This is a genomic window from Pseudoalteromonas sp. MM1, assembly GCF_030296835.1.
Taxonomy (GTDB): domain Bacteria; phylum Pseudomonadota; class Gammaproteobacteria; order Enterobacterales; family Alteromonadaceae; genus Pseudoalteromonas.
In genome coordinates this window covers 366,846-386,511 of the sequence record NZ_AP027922.1, presented here as the reverse complement: position 1 = coordinate 386,511, position 19,666 = coordinate 366,846, and the positions used below count along the sequence as shown (strand labels likewise).

At 40.5% G+C, this 19,666-nt stretch carries 18 protein-coding genes; 4 read left to right on the top strand and 14 right to left on the bottom strand.

Annotated elements, in window-relative coordinates:
• Nucleotides 1–10: 10 nt before the first annotated feature.
• Together QUE46_RS01720 and rpe are read right to left on the bottom strand one after the other, a co-directional pair.
• Complete coding sequence (locus tag QUE46_RS01720; RefSeq protein WP_286245957.1) at nucleotides 11–676, bottom strand: phosphoglycolate phosphatase; 666 nt, start codon at nucleotides 674–676, stop codon at nucleotides 11–13.
• Nucleotides 676–1,359, bottom strand: a complete 684-nt coding sequence (rpe, locus tag QUE46_RS01715) for a ribulose-phosphate 3-epimerase (RefSeq protein ID WP_286245956.1) — start codon at nucleotides 1,357–1,359, stop codon at nucleotides 676–678. The genes QUE46_RS01720 and rpe overlap by 1 nt, the downstream gene beginning before the upstream one ends.
• Before the next feature lie 526 nt (nucleotides 1,360–1,885).
• Between rpe and QUE46_RS01710 the strand changes: the two genes are divergently transcribed.
• Both QUE46_RS01710 and QUE46_RS01705 read left to right on the top strand, forming a co-directional pair.
• On the top strand, nucleotides 1,886–2,182 hold the full coding sequence (locus tag QUE46_RS01710; RefSeq protein WP_286245955.1) for a hypothetical protein: 297 nt from the start codon (nucleotides 1,886–1,888) through the stop codon (nucleotides 2,180–2,182).
• A 3-nt stretch (nucleotides 2,183–2,185) separates the two neighbouring features.
• Nucleotides 2,186–2,371 (top strand): DUF2970 domain-containing protein, encoded by a 186-nt coding sequence (locus tag QUE46_RS01705; RefSeq protein ID WP_286245954.1) that lies wholly within the window; start codon nucleotides 2,186–2,188, stop codon nucleotides 2,369–2,371.
• Here QUE46_RS01705 and QUE46_RS01700 read toward each other — a convergent pair.
• The 9 genes from QUE46_RS01700 to QUE46_RS01660 all read right to left on the bottom strand — a co-directional run bounded on the left by QUE46_RS01700 (nucleotide 2,319) and on the right by QUE46_RS01660 (nucleotide 11,264).
• Nucleotides 2,319–3,185 (bottom strand): Dam family site-specific DNA-(adenine-N6)-methyltransferase, encoded by an 867-nt coding sequence (locus tag QUE46_RS01700; RefSeq protein ID WP_004589353.1) that lies wholly within the window; start codon nucleotides 3,183–3,185, stop codon nucleotides 2,319–2,321. The genes QUE46_RS01705 and QUE46_RS01700 overlap by 53 nt on opposite strands.
• Nucleotides 3,186–3,238: 53 nt before the next feature.
• Nucleotides 3,239–4,618 carry an AAA family ATPase gene (locus QUE46_RS01695; protein ID WP_286245953.1) on the bottom strand — a complete coding sequence of 460 codons (1,380 nt, stop codon included), beginning with the start codon at nucleotides 4,616–4,618 and terminating at the stop codon, nucleotides 3,239–3,241.
• Nucleotides 4,618–5,688 (bottom strand): 3-dehydroquinate synthase, encoded by a 1,071-nt coding sequence (gene aroB, locus QUE46_RS01690; protein WP_286245952.1) that lies wholly within the window; start codon nucleotides 5,686–5,688, stop codon nucleotides 4,618–4,620. Before aroB ends, QUE46_RS01695 begins: the two co-directional genes overlap by 1 nt.
• A gap of 28 nt (nucleotides 5,689–5,716) precedes the next feature.
• Nucleotides 5,717–6,235, bottom strand: a complete 519-nt coding sequence (gene aroK / locus QUE46_RS01685; protein WP_004589350.1) for a shikimate kinase AroK — start codon at nucleotides 6,233–6,235, stop codon at nucleotides 5,717–5,719.
• A gap of 184 nt (nucleotides 6,236–6,419) precedes the next feature.
• Nucleotides 6,420–8,510, bottom strand: a complete 2,091-nt coding sequence (locus QUE46_RS01680) for a type IV pilus secretin PilQ (RefSeq protein ID WP_286245951.1) — start codon at nucleotides 8,508–8,510, stop codon at nucleotides 6,420–6,422.
• Complete coding sequence (locus QUE46_RS01675; RefSeq protein ID WP_286245950.1) at nucleotides 8,497–9,033, bottom strand: pilus assembly protein PilP; 537 nt, start codon at nucleotides 9,031–9,033, stop codon at nucleotides 8,497–8,499. The genes QUE46_RS01680 and QUE46_RS01675 overlap by 14 nt, the downstream gene beginning before the upstream one ends.
• Nucleotides 9,030–9,635 carry a type 4a pilus biogenesis protein PilO gene (locus QUE46_RS01670; RefSeq protein WP_286247648.1) on the bottom strand — a complete coding sequence of 202 codons (606 nt, stop codon included), beginning with the start codon at nucleotides 9,633–9,635 and terminating at the stop codon, nucleotides 9,030–9,032. Before QUE46_RS01670 ends, QUE46_RS01675 begins: the two co-directional genes overlap by 4 nt.
• Nucleotides 9,625–10,197: a PilN domain-containing protein gene (locus QUE46_RS01665; protein WP_286245949.1), complete on the bottom strand. Its 573-nt coding sequence runs from the start codon at nucleotides 10,195–10,197 to the stop codon at nucleotides 9,625–9,627. The genes QUE46_RS01670 and QUE46_RS01665 overlap by 11 nt, the downstream gene beginning before the upstream one ends.
• Nucleotides 10,185–11,264, bottom strand: coding sequence for a pilus assembly protein PilM (locus tag QUE46_RS01660; protein ID WP_286245948.1), 1,080 nt, complete (start codon nucleotides 11,262–11,264; stop codon nucleotides 10,185–10,187). Before QUE46_RS01660 ends, QUE46_RS01665 begins: the two co-directional genes overlap by 13 nt.
• Before the next feature lie 131 nt (nucleotides 11,265–11,395).
• Between QUE46_RS01660 and QUE46_RS01655 the strand changes: the two genes are divergently transcribed.
• Complete coding sequence (locus QUE46_RS01655) at nucleotides 11,396–13,912, top strand: penicillin-binding protein 1A (RefSeq protein WP_286245947.1); 2,517 nt, start codon at nucleotides 11,396–11,398, stop codon at nucleotides 13,910–13,912.
• 67 nt (nucleotides 13,913–13,979) lie between these two features.
• Here QUE46_RS01655 and metL read toward each other — a convergent pair whose 3' ends face one another.
• The gene (gene metL / locus QUE46_RS01650; protein WP_286245946.1) at nucleotides 13,980–16,325 is read right to left on the bottom strand and encodes a bifunctional aspartate kinase/homoserine dehydrogenase II; all 2,346 of its coding nucleotides are present in this window, start codon (nucleotides 16,323–16,325) and stop codon (nucleotides 13,980–13,982) included.
• A gap of 6 nt (nucleotides 16,326–16,331) precedes the next feature.
• A complete protein-coding gene (metB, locus tag QUE46_RS01645) occupies nucleotides 16,332–17,579 on the bottom strand; it encodes a cystathionine gamma-synthase (RefSeq protein WP_286245945.1) in 1,248 nt (415 codons plus the stop codon).
• Nucleotides 17,580–17,847: 268 nt separating this feature from the next.
• On the opposite strand from metB, the gene metJ reads away from it, so the two are divergent.
• On the top strand, nucleotides 17,848–18,168 hold the full coding sequence (metJ, locus tag QUE46_RS01640) for a met regulon transcriptional regulator MetJ (RefSeq protein WP_004589341.1): 321 nt from the start codon (nucleotides 17,848–17,850) through the stop codon (nucleotides 18,166–18,168).
• A gap of 79 nt (nucleotides 18,169–18,247) precedes the next feature.
• On the opposite strand, the gene QUE46_RS01635 is transcribed toward metJ, so the two are convergent.
• Complete coding sequence (locus tag QUE46_RS01635; RefSeq protein ID WP_286245944.1) at nucleotides 18,248–19,489, bottom strand: malic enzyme-like NAD(P)-binding protein; 1,242 nt, start codon at nucleotides 19,487–19,489, stop codon at nucleotides 18,248–18,250.
• Between the last annotated feature and the right edge of the window lie 177 nt (nucleotides 19,490–19,666).

Here is a 19,666-nt window from a genome sequence, read left to right as displayed (position 1 = left end):
ATTAAAAATTTTAACGCTGTGTTAGTGTCGGTATTATATCTAAGAAGTTATCGCATAGGTACTGTGGATTAAAATCGCTTAGCTTTTCGCCTTGGTTGTAGCCATAATCTACAGCTATAACATCAATTTTAGCGGCATGAGCTGCCAATATATCGCTTTTTGAGTCGCCAATCATAATAGCCTTACTCGGCTCCACATTCAGCTGGTTGCACGCATAAAGTAATGGTGCTGGTGAAGGTTTTTTTGCCATATCATCTCCACACACTATCACTTCAAAGTGGCTTGTAAGAGAAAGCTTATCAAGTAGGATTTCGGTAAATATGCGCGCTTTATTAGTAACAAGTGCTTTTGGCATGCCGCGCAAAGCACTGAGCCCTGTTTCTACATGTTGGTATAACACACTATACTCACCTACTAGCTGCCCATAATGTTGGTAAAACAAAGCAATGGCTTTTGCGCTAAGCGTTTCGTCTAAATGCTCGCTAATTTGCATATCGCCGCTGAGCGCACGCTTCACTAAGGTTTCAATACCGTTGCCTATCCAGCTTTCAACTAAGCTTTGGCTAACAATGGGAAACGCTAGATCACTCAATGTTAAATTTATTGCTAAGTATAAATCGTAAACGCTATCAACGAGTGTGCCGTCTAGGTCGAACAAAGCTACATCATATTTCATTACTTTACGCTTCCTAACTGCTCACGCATTTGATCAATAACCACTTTGTAATCAGGCTCATTAAAAATAGCAGATCCTGCTACAAACATATCAGCACCCGCTTGTGCCGCTGCGGCTATGTTATCAACCTTTATACCACCATCAACTTCTAGGCGAATATCACGGCCTGATTCAATGATACGTTGCTTAGCTTGCGCTAGTTTTTCAAGGGTATGAGGAATAAAGCTTTGGCCGCCAAAACCAGGGTTTACAGACATTAATAAAATAGTGTCTAGTTTATCAATAACGTGATCTAGATAGCTCAGGCTAGTAGCAGGGTTAAATACTAAGCCCGCTTTACAACCATGGTCTTTAATGAGCTGTATGGTGCGATCTATATGCTCGCTCGCCTCAGGGTGAAACGTAATTATTGACGCGCCAGCCTCTGCAAACTGAGGAATAATACTATCTACGGGCTTTACCATTAGGTGAACATCTATCGGTGCTGTTACACCGTAATTTCTGAGCGCTTTACACACCATGGGTCCTATAGTGAGATTAGGCACGTAGTGATTGTCCATGACATCAAAATGTACTACATCAGCGCCTGCAGCGAGTACTTTATCTACATCTTCGCCTAATTTTGCAAAATCGGCTGACAAAATAGAAGGCGCAATTAAGTATTTTTGTTCAGGGTTTAACATAGTAGTCCGTCAATCAGTAAAGTATGCCTTAATGTACCGTAAATGCTAAGGTTTCCCAAGTAATACACCCTAAACATAATAATATAGTTAGGGTGTGTTGAGCTTTGTGATTGAAATTTGTTCTATCTCGAGACAATTAAATCGTGGCGCGAGGTTTGTAACCTAGCGGGCTCGAAAACTGCTCCTGCGTGTTCGCCTATTTATGGGGAATAATATTAATCCACAATAATACTTAATCATTTTCAGGGGCTAAACGTATCGCTATTTACGTTAAAAAATTCTTATTTACGACTGCATGATTCAGAAGGTAAAGCAATGCAGGAGCAATTGCCGAGAACAACTAAATAGTGAATTTTTTGCCTTGCTATCAACACGTTTATCCATCCTCAAAATAGATCACTTAATTATGCGGATTGGTATAAATATTTATTAGCAATTAGCTTTAATGGTTCTAGGGAAATATTAGTTTGTTATTTATACAGCTTTTGCTATTATTAAAAGAGTAACTTAATTTTAGGCTAATATTATGCGTGCATTTAAAACAGGGATCTTAATTGCGTCGGCATTGTTATTTATTGGGGCTTTTAGTTTTGCGCCAAATTCTGAGCAAGATTTAAGCTTAGTTAGCAATTGTCAGCATCAGGCAAGTAACAATAATACTTCAAACACCCTAACGTGTGCGAAAGTAGAAGAAGACTCATCGTGGTTTTCGTGGCTAACAGGCGATAGCCGCAGTGCGCAGTTTCATTATTTAGATTTATTAGAGCTATTAACTAGCTCAGAAGATGCTAAAAATACGCCTTCAATAAAACCTCTATTTTAAATAATGCTGCACTTAATTAGCGCGTTGCAAAGTGTGCTAGCAGCATTTTTTGGTGTGCAATCTGAGCACAAACGCCAAGTCGACTTTCAACAACACTCCCCTCTTTTTATTATTGCTTTAGCTGTGCTGTTTTTTGTTATTTTTGTAGTGACAATTTACGCAGTGGTTGCTTGGGTGCTAAATACATAGCCATTAACTCGTCGACCTTGTTGCGTGATCCACCTTTAGGGCTGATAGTTCGTTTTACTTGAATTTTACCTAGTGTAGCTTGGCTATAAATTTTTCGTGTCCACACGGTATCGTGATTAGATATAAGCACCGGAGTATTGTTTTCAAACGCAGCTTGCTCGGCTAAGTTTGCCAAGTTTGCTTGATCGTCTAAGTTGAACCCGCCTTTAGCATAAGAAGTAAACGACGCTGTTTTGCTTAACGGCACATAAGGCGGATCGCAATAAATAACCGCATTGTTTGGCACAAGCTTAAACACGTCATCGTAGCTTAGGCAGGTAAATGTGGCTTTTTGTGCTTTTTCGGCAAAAAAGTACATTTCTTTTTCAGGAAAATAAGGCTTTTTATATTTACCAAATGGCACGTTAAAAATACCTTTGAGATTATACCTACACAGCCCATTGTAACCATGGCGATTCATGTATAAAAAGAGCATTGCGCGCTCATACACATCATTGCTTTTATTAAACTGTACCCTGTACTCGTAGTAAGCATCTGGGTGGTTATTTAAATCAACAAATAGTTTTTTAGAATCACTGATAAACTCATCAGGCGAGCGCTTGAGCTCTTTGTATAAGTTAATTAAATCAGCATTAATATCGTTAAGTAAATAGTGCTTAAAATTACTATTTAAAAATACCGAGCCTGCACCTACAAAAGGTTCTACCAAGGTTTCAGCGTGTTTGCTGGCTTGAGATAAGCGTGCATTAATATCTTCAACTAGGCTGTATTTACCGCCAGCCCATTTAAGGAAGGCTCTACTCTTTTGTTGCATTGGTTCTTAACTTCAATCTGCTGTAGCGCGATTTTACACTAAAGTGAATCAGTTTACTGATCAAGTCGTGCAATTTCTTGTTTTATTTTGCTGATTTTTTTATAAAAAGGCTTGTTCTTTCTAAGCGCACTCGGCAAGGCAGACAACGCACTTTTAGCCTCAGCGAGTGATGCATAACTGCCAATAGTAACCACCCACCACACTTTATTATTTCGCTTAGTTTGATATACCTTAGCGCGCTGGCTTAAATTATGTTGAATAATAAACTCACGGGTGATTTTTTCCTGTGTAACAGCTAGCAACTGCACAGTTGTATTATTATCTGACTGGGCTAAATACCAAGCGTTATCTGATACGTTATTTGAGGTTTTAGGCTGCGGGTTTTCTTTTTTGTCACTTTCGATTGGCTCAATAGTCTCAGAAGTGTTTAAGCTTTGTGGTAACGCCTCGCTTTGTTCACTTTGCTCACTTTGAGCGCTTTGTTGAGCCTGACGCGTTAGGCTTTGCATAATCGCCGGCACATCGTTTTTATGAGGTGCTACATTACTTTGTGATTTATCACTGACCGGCTCTGAAGGCAAATCTGCTTTTGAAATATCAGAATTGTCATTACTGACTTCTTTATCCGCGCTTGGGATAGCGGTAATTTTAGAAGCAGGAATAGCGGTATCTATGGCTTGGCTTTGTTGATTTTGATAGTACGTTTGCCACCACTGAGTCATGTCATTTTTATACAGCAAACCAATGATAAGTAGCATAATTATAATTAACAACGAGATTAAGTGTACTCGCCACGACACTTTATCTTTTTTTACAATATCAGCCACATGCTCCGTTGGCTGCCATGCTAATAATAAGCTGGGGTTGCCTTTCGCTTCATTTAAAAATGCGCTAAATACGGGATCTTCATCGTACGGTAAATTAGGAAAATACCAGCTCATTAGCTGTTTAGATTCATGTGCAGACAAAGGCTCTAAGTAAATTTCAACGGCACTATTAATAGCCAGCTTTGATTGCGAGGCTAGCATAATATAAAGCGTTACAGGGCTGTTTTTAGCAAGTAACTCTAACTCTTGTAATAGCTCTTCAGATAAGTGCCTTGCATTATCGAGCACCCATAAACAGGCCTCACACGGCTGCTGCTGCAACAGTTGGTAAAAGTTTTCACTTAACGATAAATCATGGTCAATCAGCGGAGAGTTAAAGCTTTGCTCTAATATATCACTCATCAGTGATACATCATTTACACTGGCACTTACTTGTACAAATGCTTTGTTAAAACTGTTGTATTTGTCGGTGATGAAGGTTTCGAGCATATAACTTTTGCCTAGGCCAGAGGTACCTAGTAATACAATTAAGTTTTGCCCGTATTCAAATTGCAGAGCGATTCTATCCACCAACGCCGCACGGCTTGGTAAAATTTGCGCCTGCATTATTGCTCGATTAACGCTCTAACTTGGTCGTCTGATACGTCATCTACCAATGCGCATTGACCAAATTGAGTAGGTAAAATGAAGCGGATAGTGCCTTTTTTATTTTTTTTGTCTTTGCGCATGTGCATTAAAAACTGCTCAGCAGTCATTTCACTAGGGATCTCAGTCGGTAAATTATAAAGCTTGAGTAGCGTTACAATTCTATCTACCTCTGTTTGCGATAAATCAGCGCGTGTATGCGCTAATTTAGCAGCAAGTACCATTCCGGTAGCAACAGCCTCGCCATGTAGCCATACACCGTATCCCATTTGCGCTTCAATTGCATGCGCAAAGGTATGACCTAAATTGAGTAATGCACGGAGGCCATTTTCTTTTTCATCTTGCGCCACGATAAGCGCTTTAATTTCACAACATCTATAAATAATATGCTGCAAACTTGCTTCATCTAGTTGCTGTAGCTTCTCTACATTTTGCTCAATAAAAGTAAATAGCTCTGTGTCGTAAATTAGACCATACTTAATAACTTCGGCCATACCCGCTGCAAATTCGCGCGCCGGTAAAGTGTGAAGTGAATTAGTATCAATAAAAACAGCTTGCGGCTGATAAAACGCCCCAATCATGTTTTTACCCAATGGGTGATTTACCGCTGTTTTTCCTCCTACAGAGGAGTCAACTTGTGATAGCACCGTAGTAGGAATTTGAATAAACGGCACACCGCGCTGATAACATGCAGCAACAAAGCCTGTTAAATCGCCAATAACACCGCCACCTAATGCAATTAAGCATGTGTCTCGGCCGCAGTTATTTTGCAATAAAAAAGCTGATATTTTCTCAAACCATTCAAGTGATTTGTATTGCTCACCATCAGGAATGACAAAAGAAAGAGGGTCTAGGTCAGCTAACGAATCTAGCAGTCCTTGTAAATATAAAGGCGCAACTGTGTCGTTAGTGATAATGATAGGCCGACAATCACCAATGTGGTGAACAAGGCGGCCATTATCTTGAAGTGCAGATTGACCAATAAAAATAGGATAACTTCGCTCGTCCAAATTAACAGTTAATTCAAGCATGCTTTGTTATTTCCTTTATTATTGGTTTTTAAAAATCTAATTTCTCGATGATTTGGTTAGCAACAACTTTAGCGCTTTGCTCATCGGTGCGTACAACAAAATCGGCAACTTCTTTGTATAGTGGCTCGCGTTCTTCTGCTAAGCGCTCTAGTACATTACGAGGTGCTTCTTCAGTTTGCAGTAATGGGCGACGCTTGTCGCGTTGCGTGCGTGCAACTTGCTTTTCTATAGGTGTCTCTAGGTATACAACGATACCACGAGCCGAAAGCTTGTTTCGAACTTCTTTACTCATTACTGAACCACCACCGGTTGCAAGTACAATACCTTGCATTTCGGTTAAGTCGCCAATAACAGATTCTTCACGAAGTCTAAAGCCTTCTTCACCCTCAAGATCAAACACCCAGGCAATATCTGCACCTGTACGGCGTTCGATTTCTTGATCAGAATCGACAAATTCAAGGTGTAATTGGTCAGCGATGTGACGACCAATCGTGCTTTTGCCAGCCCCCATGGGGCCAACTAGAAATATATTACGTTTCTCAGCCATATCTTTTAGTACAAACGAACTCTAAAATTTGAAATAAAACCCCGCCTAACGACCTGGCCCCAAAATTAAGGAGGGGATTATCTCAGTAATTGGCCGGGTATTTCAAGTCTATTACAATAAAAAGCCATATAACGAGCAATTATTATCAATAAACACTCGCTGGCGAACATAAAACCACTAAATTTTAGTCTATTTGTATTTTCGGTGTCACGAAAATAAGTAATTCACGTTTCTCATTAAACTCGCTGGTGCTCTTAAATAAGCGTCCAACATATGGAATATCACCAAGTACAGGTACTTTATTTGTGGTATTAATGATTTGCTGCTGAAAAATCCCCCCCAGCACAACGGTTTGGCCGTTATCAACCAGCACTTGTGTTTCAATTTGTTGAGTATCTATCGAAACCGCTTCACCTGTACCAGTTTGAACAGTCTCACCACGAGTATCTTGTGTGATTACTAAGTCTAAAATTACTTTGTTATCTGGCGTTATATGCGGTGTCACCTCAAGGCTCAATACCGCTTTTTTAAAGCTTACAGTCGTAGCACCACTTGAGGCTGATTCTGTATAGGGAATTTCAGTACCTTGCTCAATACGTGCTTTTTGCTGATTAGCTGCAGTAATGCGCGGACTCGCAATAATCTCACCTTTATTTTCTTCTTCTAAAGCGCTTAGCTCTAAATCAATTAAGGTACCATTAGCCAGCTTAGCTATGTGTAAACCAATACTTGCCGCAGGGTTAGTAATAGGTAGGTTTACATTAAGACGGTCTGATAAATCAGGAATAGTGCCATTTGAGATAGACTCAGCTCCTTCAAGCGAGCCTGAAATACCATCACTATCTTGTTGATCACTAAATCCCCAACGTACGCCTAAGTCTTCTGTGACGTTATCGCGTACCGTAACCATACGTGATTCAATAACAACTTGTTGCACTGGGATATCGAGTGTTTCAATCATACGACGAATACTCTCAATGCTCTTCGCTGTATCTTTAATGAGTAATGTATTGGTACGCTGGTCAACCGATACACTGCCTCGGGCAGAAATGATGCTGTTAGTGTCGGTTTTCAGTAAATCTGCAAAATCTTCAGCCTTAGCGTAGTTTAAACGAATATACTCACTGTATAGTGGCTCTAAATCCTCGACCTTTTGTTTTGCAAGCAAGTCTTTAGCCTCTCGAGCAGCAAGCTCTTCTGCCGGTGCCACCATCAGTATTGAGCCATCCATGCGCTTATCAAGACCTTTAATGCGCAGTACAACATCTAAAGCCTGATCCCATGGTACGCCATCTAAACGAAGCGTGATATTGCCGGTTACTGAGTCACTCGTTACTAAGTTAAACTCGTTATAACCCGCTATTATTTGCAGTACCGCTCTGACCGAAATATCTTGGAAGTTTAAGGTCATTGGTCGGCCTTGATATTCTTTACCGCCATCTAAGTAGGCATTTTGCGTTTCATCTTTTTCAATCGTTAACGTTAAAATGTTATCTATTTGCTGGTAGGTAAAGGTAAAAGCCGCATTAGGCTCAATAACAACACGGCTTAAGCTATCTTCTTTAAAGGTTTCAATGGTACTTACAACAGTACCAAAATCTAATACATCTAGTTCATACAGTAAGTCGTCTAAAATATCTGTGTGATGAAACTCTGCTATTATTTTTCCACCACTTTCATGTACTTCTATCGCAGCTTGCGTGTCTTGCAAAAATACTAAAACTTTTGCTTCACCTTTTTCACCACGGCGAAAATCAATAGACTGAATACGATTAATATAAGCACTTGATGCATCATAACCATTGCTGCTTTCATCAGAAGCTTGTTCAGTAAGCGGGTTGTCAGACACGCGCAACGACACTAAGTTATTATTTACTTGTGTTTCGTATATTTTTAAACGCGCTAAATTTACGGTAACTTTTAAGCCTTGCTCTGTCAGTACGCTGCTTACACTATTAATACCCGCGTGATCGACCGGTACATTTTCAAGACCCTGCTCTAATTCGGCGCCTTCAAATAGCATTTCTATACGCGCTGGTGTGTTGTGTACTTGAATTTTAGGTTGTTGTGTTAGCTCTTCGTCAAATACAAGCTGTAACTCGGTCTCGCCTTTTAGCAAGGGGTTATAACGTACATCATAAAGTAGTGGCGCTGCACAGGCTGTTTTTGCAACAAAAAGAGCCAATATGACAAATAGCACCGCTTGAAAACGATGATGCCAAAGTACATCCTTATGCATGTGTGTTTTACCTTTTTTATTATTAATTTGCGCCATTATTTGCCGCCTCTAACATTTCTAATTTAGTCAGCCGCTCTTTCCAACAACCCGACCCATCAGGGATTAATTCTATTAACTCTACATAATCACTACTTACAGACTTAACTTTACCGTCATAGGTCCCTAAGTAATTATTTACCGTTACCCTGTGCAGCGTTTCATCAGCTGCGGTGATCAATGCCCACATTTGCCCGTTAGAGCCTAATGTACCTTTCATTGATAGATTATCGAGCGGGTACTTTTCTAGCGGCTCTCTCACTCTATCAGGGTCAGGGTGTAAACAGTTTTTAATTTGCGTTAGTTTATTTTGAATAATTTCAGGCTGTGGAGCCACAAAAGGGCTTCGTAATTGCGATGCATTATATTCAAAATGCTCAAACTGCGTTAATTCTGGTATTTTCTCAACTCTAGGCGTGGTACTAGCCTTTACTTGGTCAATAAACTCTTTTTGCTCAGACGTATCGTCGTTACAGCCTGCCAATAGTAAAACAGACAATGATAATAAAGGGACTAATCTCACTTTTTAACCCCTTCTTCATAACGATACGTTTTTGCTACCACACTGAATGTTAGTTGCTTTTCGCCAGATGATACAATCGAAAAGTCATGTAAACTTACAATTCGTGGTAATTGGGCTACTTTTCCTACAAATTCACCAAACTCATGGTAAGTACCTATTACTTCAATTTTTATAGGCAGCTCGGTATAAAACTCTTTTTCAACCTCTGGTAACCAGCCGATTTTTAAAAATGTTAAACCGCTAGTAGTACCTACATAAGATAAATCATCTAACAGGCCAGGGGTTTCATTTGAGGTAGGTAATCGCTTTAGTAGTTGAGAAAACTTATCTTCCATTTCAACCATTTGCTGGCGATATATATCAAGCTTACTGGCTACGGCATACTTTGTTCTGTAAGTACTGCGCAGCTCTACTTCTTTTGCTACCGCGTTGTGATAACTGTCTATTTCATCAGACACTAATAAGCTGTAACTAAAAAACAGGACTAAACCGGCTATAAATAAACAGCAAATTGCTTTTACTGCAACGGGCCACTCACCAATGTTGTCGAGCTCAATTTCATTCCAATCTATTTCATTTAAGGCTTTTAAATCAAGGTTCATCACTTACCTCACCAATTTCATCAAATGGTTTTACGTAAAACTCCATATTAAAATCACTGAGTAACCGTGATGTTTGATCGCCTGCCACAATACCCTGCATGGTCGGTCTTTCTAACAAATATGAACCTTGCACCTGACGCAGCATAGTAGACAAGCGGTTGTTTGATTCACTACGCCCTAGCACATGTATTTGACTGCCGCGGCGCTCTAGTTTAGTTAAATATACCCCTTGAGGAACAATTTTTGCCACCTCATCCATAATTTGAGTGCCTAAGTTACGGCTGCTTTGTAGCTCTTCAATTAACCGCATACGTTGTTGTAAGTTTTCTTTTCGCTTATCGAGATCTCTAATCTCACTAATTTTTTTATCAAGCATGCTAATTTCAGAGCTTAAATAATTATTTTTTAAATTTTGGCCATCCTTTAAACCAGAATAAAAAGAGCTAAGTAAGTACATACTTGCAAAACAGACAATAACAACCGCGATTAAAATTGTTATAAATTTCTTTTTTGATTCTTCTCGCTGTAGCTCTCGCCACGGCAATAGATTTATATGTGGCATGATGAAAAGCTCCTTAATGCCAAACCAGTAGCAATTGCAAACTGCGTTCTATTTCGCTGCATTATATTTCTATCTACTTTTGGCGAAACTTCCATATTTGCAAATGGCTCAGCTACCACGGCATGAATACCTAACTCTTCAATTAACAATCTATCTAAACCGTCAATCATCGATGTACCGCCGGTTAGCACAATATAATCTACTTGATCTTTACCTGTGGTTGTTAAAAACATTTGTACCGCACGGCGCACTTGTTGCAATAATGATGTTTGAAACGGTGCGAGCACTTCAAAGGTATAATTTGGGGGTAAATCACCCGTTGTTTTGCCAATTTCTGCCTCATCAAAGCCTTTGTTATAGTAAGACACGATACTGTTAGTGTACTGGTCCCCACCAAACACTTGGTCGCGGGTATAAATTGTTTCTCCCGCTTGAACAACACTCACCAACATCAAAACAGCACCAATATCTACTACGGCAACACACTTATTAAAGGCATCACTTGGTAATTGCTGATAATACACATCCATTGCTCTACTTAGCGCATAGCTTTCAACATCAACCACTTTAGCGGTTAAGTTTGCCGCCTCAAGTGCGCCCACACGAGCTTCAACACTTTCTGTACGCGCAGCAGATAACAGCACATTCATTTTACTCGGATCGGCTTCGTTGGTAGAAAGCTTTTCGAAATCTAAACTCACTTCATCAAGGGGGTAAGGTATTAAGCTGTCAGCTTCTATTTCAATTTGCGACTCTAATTCAGCGTCACTTAATGAAACATCCATAAAAATAACTTTAGTGATAACGGTTTGCCCTGATACAGCCACTGCTGCTGTTTTTAAAGATTTTGGTAGTTTTCTTTTTAATTTTGTAATTATGTTACCAATTGCTTCAATATCCTGAATAGAGCGCTCGCTCATTGCGCCTTTTGGCATAGGTTCAATTGCAAGTGCTTCTAGTCGAAATCCCGTTTCAATTTCACTTAAAAGCACTGCTTTGATAGAGTGCGATCCGATATCAATTCCGACCATCGCAGTGGATGGCTTTTGAAATAGTTGACTTAGCATGTTTGCAACTTGACCTTTGTTTTAATAATAAACAAGTTATAATTTTTTTAGTAAAAAATATTATTCATTTTTTAATCAATATATACTAGCAGTCTAAACTCGCAATTGGGAGTCCATTTAGGGAAATATAAGTGATTTTATTAAAACGAACATTACAATTTTTTATCATTTGCACGTTAATTGGTCTGATAACTTTAATCAGCCTTTATTACTACGTTAAACCCGATATCCCCAGTGTGCAAGTTTTAAAAGACGTGCAATTACAAACCCCTATGCAAGTCTTCACAAAAGATGGGCTGTTAATTAATCAATTTGGTGAAAAACGCCGTATTCCCGTCACCATAGATAACATACCTCAGCCCTTAATTGATGCCTTTTTAGCAACAGAAGATAACCGTTTTTACGACCATATTGGTATAGATCCTATTGGTATTGTCCGTTCTGCTATTGTGTTAATTTCAACAGGTGAGAAAAAACAAGGTGCAAGTACCATTACTATGCAGCTTGCTCGTAACTTCTTTTTAACACGAGAAAAGGCGTATATTCGTAAAGTTAAAGAGATTTTTATAGCTCTACACATTGAAAGTGTATTAACTAAAGATGAAATTCTTGAGCTATACCTTAATAAAATAGAACTAGGTAATCGTGCATTTGGTATTGGCGCAGCGGCACAAGTTTATTATGGTAAAGAGTTAAAAGACCTCACCCTTGCGCAAATGGCAATGATCGCAGGTTTACCTAAAGCCCCTTCGGCACTTAACCCAATTCGTAACCCTATTAGAGCAAAAGCACGCCGCAATGTAGTGCTTGGTCGCTTACTTACGGAAAACTATATAACGCAACAACAATACAACGAAGCGGCAAACCAGCCTATCACTGCTTATTTTCACGGTGCCGAGATAGACCTTTATGCCCCTTATATCTCTGAGATGGTTCGTGCTGAGATGGTTGAGCGCTACGGTGTAGAAAAAGCATATAACTCTGGCTTTAAAATATTTACCTCTGTGGAGTCTAAAGTTCAAAAGGCTGCGCAAACAGCTTTAGTTAATAATTTACATAACTACGATATGCGTCATGGCTTTCGTGGACCTGTAGACATGCTATGGGATCCAGAAACACAGCCCGCCTTAAGTGAGCAGCAAATTGTAGAAAAGCTAAAACCAGTTAAAGAAATAGCTGATTTGCACGCTGGCGTGGTGTTAAATGTGGCAGAGAAAACCGCTGACGTTATTTTAAAGAATGGCCAGCGCACCACACTTGATTGGGATAATTTAAAATGGGCGCGTAAATACATTACCCGCTACCGCCAAAGTTTTGCCCCTAAAGCCGCTACTGACATTCTTACCCCTGGTATGCAAATATGGCTGCGTAAAAATAACGACGACAGTTACCTGCTAAGCCAAATACCAGAAGCTGCCAGTGCACTTGTTTCACTCGACCCACAAGATGGTCGTATTAAAGCCATAGTAGGCGGTTACAGTTTTGAGCAAAGCCAATACAACCGAGCGGTACAAGCTAAACGCCAAGTTGGATCTAATATCAAACCCTTTATTTATTCTGCTGCACTCGAAAATGGCTATACATTAGCCTCTATATTAAATGATGCGCCAATAAACCAATGGGATAAAAGCTTAGGTGTAGCATGGCGACCAAAAAACAGCCCAGCTGTTTATAATGGCCCTATACGTATACGCCGTGCATTAGCACAATCTAAAAATGTTATTTCTGTACGTTTACTCCGTGGTGTAGGACTGCAGCGCACGGCTGATCACTTACTTAAGTTTGGTTTTAAGGATGCTGATATTAACCGCAGTGAATCGTTAGCATTAGGGAGTGCATCAATCACGCCATTAGAGCTTGCTCGCGGCATGAGCGCATTTGCTAATGGTGGTCATTTAATTGAACCTTACTTTATATCTGAAATTCAAGATGCCTATGGCAATGTACTATTTAAAGCAAACCCAGCGCTTGCTTGCGACGAAGGCGAGCTACTACCCGTCTCTCAAGAAATGGATAGTTTTGCCAACAATAACTTAGATACCGCTACAGCAGATGAGCAAGCCATGCAACCTCGTTGTGCACCGCGTGTTATATCAAAACAAAATGCGTTTTTAATTGCTGAGGCTATGCACAGCGCAGTATGGGGTGGCGGTAGCTGGACACATAAAACAGGCTGGAGCGGGACAGGTTGGCGTGCGCAAGCATTAGATAGGCGCGATCTATCGGGTAAAACAGGCACAACCAATGACTCTGTTGATACCTGGTTTAGCGGCTTTAACCGCAATGTAGTGACTTCGGTATGGGTTGGTTTTGACAACCCAGGAAACTCACTAGGACGTTCAACCTATAATAACAACCTAGATAGCAGCCAAATTTCTGGTGCTGAATCAGGAGCTAAAACGGCACAGCCAGCTTGGGTTGATTTTATGAAAGTTGCCCTTGAAGGCACACCAGAAGCGCCAATAGAGCCTCCTGAGGGACTCGTTTCAATTCGTATCGATTTAAAAACAGGTTTGTTAAGTCATAAAAACGACTACACCAGTCGCTTTGAATATTTTGAAAAAGGCACAGCCCCTACAAAATATGTACTGTCTCAGCCAACTGATATTTTTGAAGAAGATACAAAAACCGAAGAAGAGCTATTTTAATCATAGTGAAGAAAACAAAAACGGCAGCTTACACAAGCTGCCGTTTTACTATTAATATTTAGCTGCGCTATTTTAGGTTTTTAACTAACCAATATAAATCAGAGTGAACTCCAGCGGCGGTCACTTCTTTGCCTGCCCCAGGGCCTTGTATTACTAGGGCGTTTTCGTTGTACCACTGGCTATTAATAACAAAGATATTATCGCCAGGTGTTAAGTTAGCTAAGGCATCCCCTTTAGGTGCGTAAGTTATACCTACCTTCGCCGTAACTTTACCCTGTTCTAATGCCAACAAACCTGTATACCTAAGTACAGCATCTTGTGCATTTGCCGCATCGGCATGGCGCTTAATAAAGGTATTTAGCTTATCTTTGTTCGCTAAAAAGTCATCCCACGAACCTTGGGCTAACTCATCAGGCATTAATGCTTGTAAGCTTATATCATCTAATTCTAATTCAATGCCAAGCTCGCGCGCCAATATCAATAATTTACGTTGCATATCGCGGCCCGATAAATCCTCGCGGGGATCAGGTTCTGTAAAGCCCATTTTTTGCGCTTCAAGAACAAGGTCAGAAAATGCCACACTGCCATCGTACTTACTGCATAACCACGAGAGTGTGCCCGAGAAAACCCCTTCAATACGGGTAATTTTATCGCCACTATTTTGTAAATCGGCCAACGCAAAGTTAATTGGCAACCCTGCCCCTACACTGGTGTTGTAGCGCCAATGCAAGTTACGCTCGCTAATACTTTGGCGCAGCGCGTTATACCAGTTTGATGCAGCAGTGCCCGCGTACTTGTTAGCACTTATTAAATGACAGTCTCGCTCAACAAAGTCGGTATATAATTGGCTAAATTGCTCACTTGCCGTTATATCAACAACCACTTTATGCTCGTAATCAAGTTCGTTTAACGCACTTAATAAATCAGCCTGCTCATAAGCAACGGCATTATGCTGCCACTGTTTTTTCCATTGCCCAAGCGTAATACCCGAGGCATTAAATAGCATATATTGCGAGCGAATTAACCCAACTAGCTTAATACTATAATCGCCCGACAAACGCTTAAATTGAGTATCTAGCTGGCTTAAAAATTCATCGCCTACATTACCTAAACCAGCTACAACCAGTGCAACTTCTTGACCTTTATTAATTAGTTTTTCGTGTAATAAACTCAGTACATCGCTTTCTATTAACTGATCAGTTAATAGCAATGTATAGCCTGTATCTTGATGAATAAAACGAGGGTGAATACTTTGCTGATTTAAAACCTCAGCCGCTAATGTACTTAGTGTGTAAACATCTTGCGTAGGCGCAACCACCGCGCAGCCGTTTAAATTAGACTCACTTATGCTTGCTCGCCCAGCAAAATAACTCACTACTTGATGCGTAGCACCCGCAGGCACCACTAAGTATGTGTCGCCGTTGTGTATAAAATGATGAAGGCTATGTTGAATAAGTTGGCTAACATGTGCCACTTCACCTGCGTTAAGACCTTCAACGAGCAGTAAATCAACGTTTTGCAATGTAGTTATAAAACGTTTTTGCTTAGCTTTGCCTTGTTTTACAATATCGGTAGGGGCAGCTTGCACATCAAAACTACTGCGTACAGCCAACTTAATATTACTGTTTTTTAAAGGCGAAAGCGTTTTAGCATGTAAAACAGGATTACCTAATCTAGCTAATAAGTTAGCTTGTTCACGGCACACCTTGTTGTACTTAATCGCTTTTTCAACTTTTCGTGGGTCGGCACTAAACACCCCTGGCGTATCAGTCCAAATACATACATTATGTGCATCGCAATAATTGGCTAATAAGGTGGCGCTGTAATCACTGCCATTGCGCCCAAGCGTAACCGTATTGCCATCAGCACTTGCTGCGATAAACCCTGTTACTACATTAATCTTATTTGCATCAATAATTTGGCTACATTGCTGCTTGTTTTGCGCATGCAAAAGCTCTCCGCTTGTTACACTAAACAGCGCTCTAGCATCATGAGCACACGCTTGAATGTTTAATTGCGTTAAATAGGCTGCTAGTAACCGCGCAGACCACAGTTCACCATGCGCCAGTAACGCCGCCTCTTGCAACTGTTGCTTACTGGCTTGCTCTGCTACGTCACTTAGTTCTTGCGCTAACACAGCTAAAGCCGTGTGTTTAGCGTCGGCTTTTAATAGCTTTTCAATTAATACTGTTTGATGATTACTCAATTGCAGTAAAATATCAGCAACGGCTTGCTTATCTTGCTGTTGATAACTTTGCCACAGCGAAACCAAGGTATCGGTGGTTTTACCGGCAGCAGATACAACCACGCAATCTCCAGGCTGTGTGTGGCCAATAATAATTTTTGCCACACTTTTATAACGCTCGCTCGAGCTTAAGCTCGAGCCGCCAAATTTATGTACACTTTTTACCATACTCAATCACCACAATGCCGGGTGAGCAGCCTGTTGCTTTACATCACCATTGGCATTGCCTGCAGCTTTACCAACACGGCCTATATTTTTGTTTTGCCCTGGTTTAACTAAATTAAATACACGCTCAAAATCAGCCAATAAGTCTTCTATATCTTCAATACCGACCGAAATACGAATTAACGTATCGCCCACCCCCGCCTCAAGACGCGCTTTAGGCTCCATACCAGCATGAGTCATGGTCGCAGGATGGCAAATTAAACTCTCAACCCCACCTAACGATTCAGCTAAGCTAAATTCTTTAAGGCTTGTTAAAAACGCCGCAGCATCATCCACATCACCCTTAATATCAAAACTAACCATGCCACCAAAGCCAAGTTGCTGGGCTTTAGCAAGCGTATGTTGAGGGTGCGATTCAAGGCCTGGGTAGTAAACTTGGCTAACATACTCAGAGCTTTCAAGGTATTTAGCAATCGCTAGGGCATTTTCTTGGTGCTGCCTTAAACGCACATTTAAAGTACGTAAACCGCGTAACGTTAAATAGCTATCAAATGGAGCGCCGGTAATACCAATGTTATTGGCCCACCAAGCAAGCTCGTCACCAAGCTCTTGTGTTGCAGCAACAACTGCACCGCCTACAACATCAGAATGGCCGTTAATATATTTGGTGGTAGAGTGCACAACAATATCTACGCCAAACTTAATTGGGTTTTGCAATGCCGGTGATAAAAAGGTGTTGTCGGCAGCCACCAATGCCCCGCACTGTTTTGCTATATCCGTCACGGCTTTAATATCCGTTAAGCGCAGCACAGGGTTACTTGGTGTTTCTATCCAAATTAATTTAGGTTTAATAGTTAAAATTTGTGCTAAGTTTTCTGGTTTAGTTAAGTCAAGAACCTTTAACTTAAGTAGGCCGCGCTTCTCTAACGACGTAAATAAACGGTAACTGCCGCCATAACAGTCGTGTGGTATAACCAGCGTATCATCGTTATTTAATAACTGTGTGGCTAAATGCACCGCAGCCATACCCGTAGCGGTAATAATGCCGCGAGCACCACCTTCAAGTTCTGCTAGCGTTTCAGCTAATATATCGCGGTTAGGATTACCACTTCGTCCATAGTCGTATGCGCGTTTTGTATCAAAATCGGCAAACGAATACGTCGTCGATAAATAAATTGGTGGCACAACGGCACCATGATGTTTATCGGCATCTACGCCATTACGTACAGCAATGGTTGCTTTGTTTTTTTCGCTCATATTCGTCACCTAATTAATTTGGATGTTTAGACGTCTAAAAGAGTATGTTATCCATTATAATAAGTCAAAGCTTTTAAAGCTCTAGATGGCTAAAAACAACATCCGTGTAAAGCTCTCATAAACCTTTATTTACTGTTACAGCCAGCTTATTAAGATAGATTGCTATCTATTATTTGACTATCTTTTTTAAAACGATAGAATTTCACGCATATTTACACGCTTTTTACGCCGTGTGAGAAATTAATAATCTGAGGCAACGATACATCTTATGGCTAAATGGAATGGTGAGTATATTCACCCATACGCAGAACACGGGAAAAAATCAGAGCAAGTTAAAAAGATCACCGTTTCGATCCCGCTAAATGTATTAAAAGTATTAACTGATGAGCGTACACGTCGTCAAATAAACAATCTGCGTCATGCAACAAATAGCGAGCTTTTATGCGAAGCCTTTTTACATGCTTTTACCGGTCAGCCGTTACCAAACGATGATGACCTTCGTAAAGATAACGCAGAAAAAGTTCCAGAAGAAGTGAAAAAAATAATGCAAGAAATGGGGCTCGAAGTACCTATTTTAGACGAAGAGTAGCCAAGTATTTACACTCGCTACTTTTTAGTCGCTTAAACAAAAAACCTCAGCCAAGCTGAGGTTTTTTATTTGCGGCTATTTAAGCCATGTAATTTTCAGGTAAGTCAATTTGCGCCACGCCCGATTCAACTGCCGCAATCGCAACCGCCTTGGCTATACGTGGTAATAAACGCGGGTCCATCGGCTTAGGAATAATGTAATCTGCGCCAAATTCAAGTTTATCCACACCTGCAGCTTTTAATACTTGCTCAGGCACTGGCTCTTTAGCAATGCTACGAATAGCTTCAACAGCGGCTATTTTCATTTCATCGTTAATTGCGCTTGCACGTACATCAAGTGCACCACGGAAAATAAACGGAAAACACAAAACATTATTAACTTGGTTTGGAAAATCAGAGCGACCCGTTGCCATAATTAAGTCTTTTCGTGCACTGTGCGCTAGCTCAGGTGCAATTTCAGGGTCTGGGTTTGAACATGCAAATACCACTGGCTTATCGGCCATCAACTTAAGATCTTCAGGTGCAAGTAAGTTAGGGCCCGATACACCTACAAACACGTCTGCATCAGCAATTACATCTTGTAGAGTACGCTTATCTGTATTGTTAGCAAAAAGCTGTTTGTATTCGTTTAAATCATCGCGGCGAGTATGGATAACTCCTTTACGGTCTAACATATAAATATGTTCACGCAATGCACCACACTTAATTAATAGCTCCATACAGGCAACCGCTGCAGCACCTGCACCTAAACATACAATAATGGCATCTTCTATTGATTTGCCCTGCACTTCTAATGCGTTAAGCATACCTGCTGCAGTTACAATAGCGGTACCATGTTGGTCATCATGAAAAACCGGAATACTGCAACGCTCAATAAGCGCTTTTTCAATTTCAAAACACTCTGGTGCTTTAATATCTTCTAAGTTAATGCCACCAAACGTGTCGGCAATATTAGCCACTGTATTTATAAAGTCTTCAGTGGTGCGGTGCTTAACTTCAATATCAATAGAATCTAGGCCAGCAAAACGCTTGAATAAGAGCGCCTTACCTTCCATAACAGGTTTAGAGGCTAGTGGCCCTAAATTACCCAAACCTAAAATTGCTGTACCATTACTGATCACCGCAACCATATTACCTTTACCGGTATATTTATATGCATTGGCTGAATCTGCTGCAATTTCTCGCACAGGCTCTGCAACACCAGGGCTATATGCTAATGCTAAATCTTGCACCGTTTCAGCTGGTTTTGTGAGCTCAATGCTGATTTTGCCTGGAACGGGGTGTGAGTGGTAGTGTAATGCTTGTTCACGAAAATCTGACATAACGCGATGGTATCCTGCAATTTAAGTTAAGTGAGAGGGAGTATGGGGCTAAGATACTCTTATTATTTTTAAATTCCAAGCAATATCAGGTCTATCCTGTTATATGCTATATCCGTTAATTTTAAGTGATTTATCAGCAACTTCGCTAAAAGTTATCAATTTTAAACAAATAAAAAT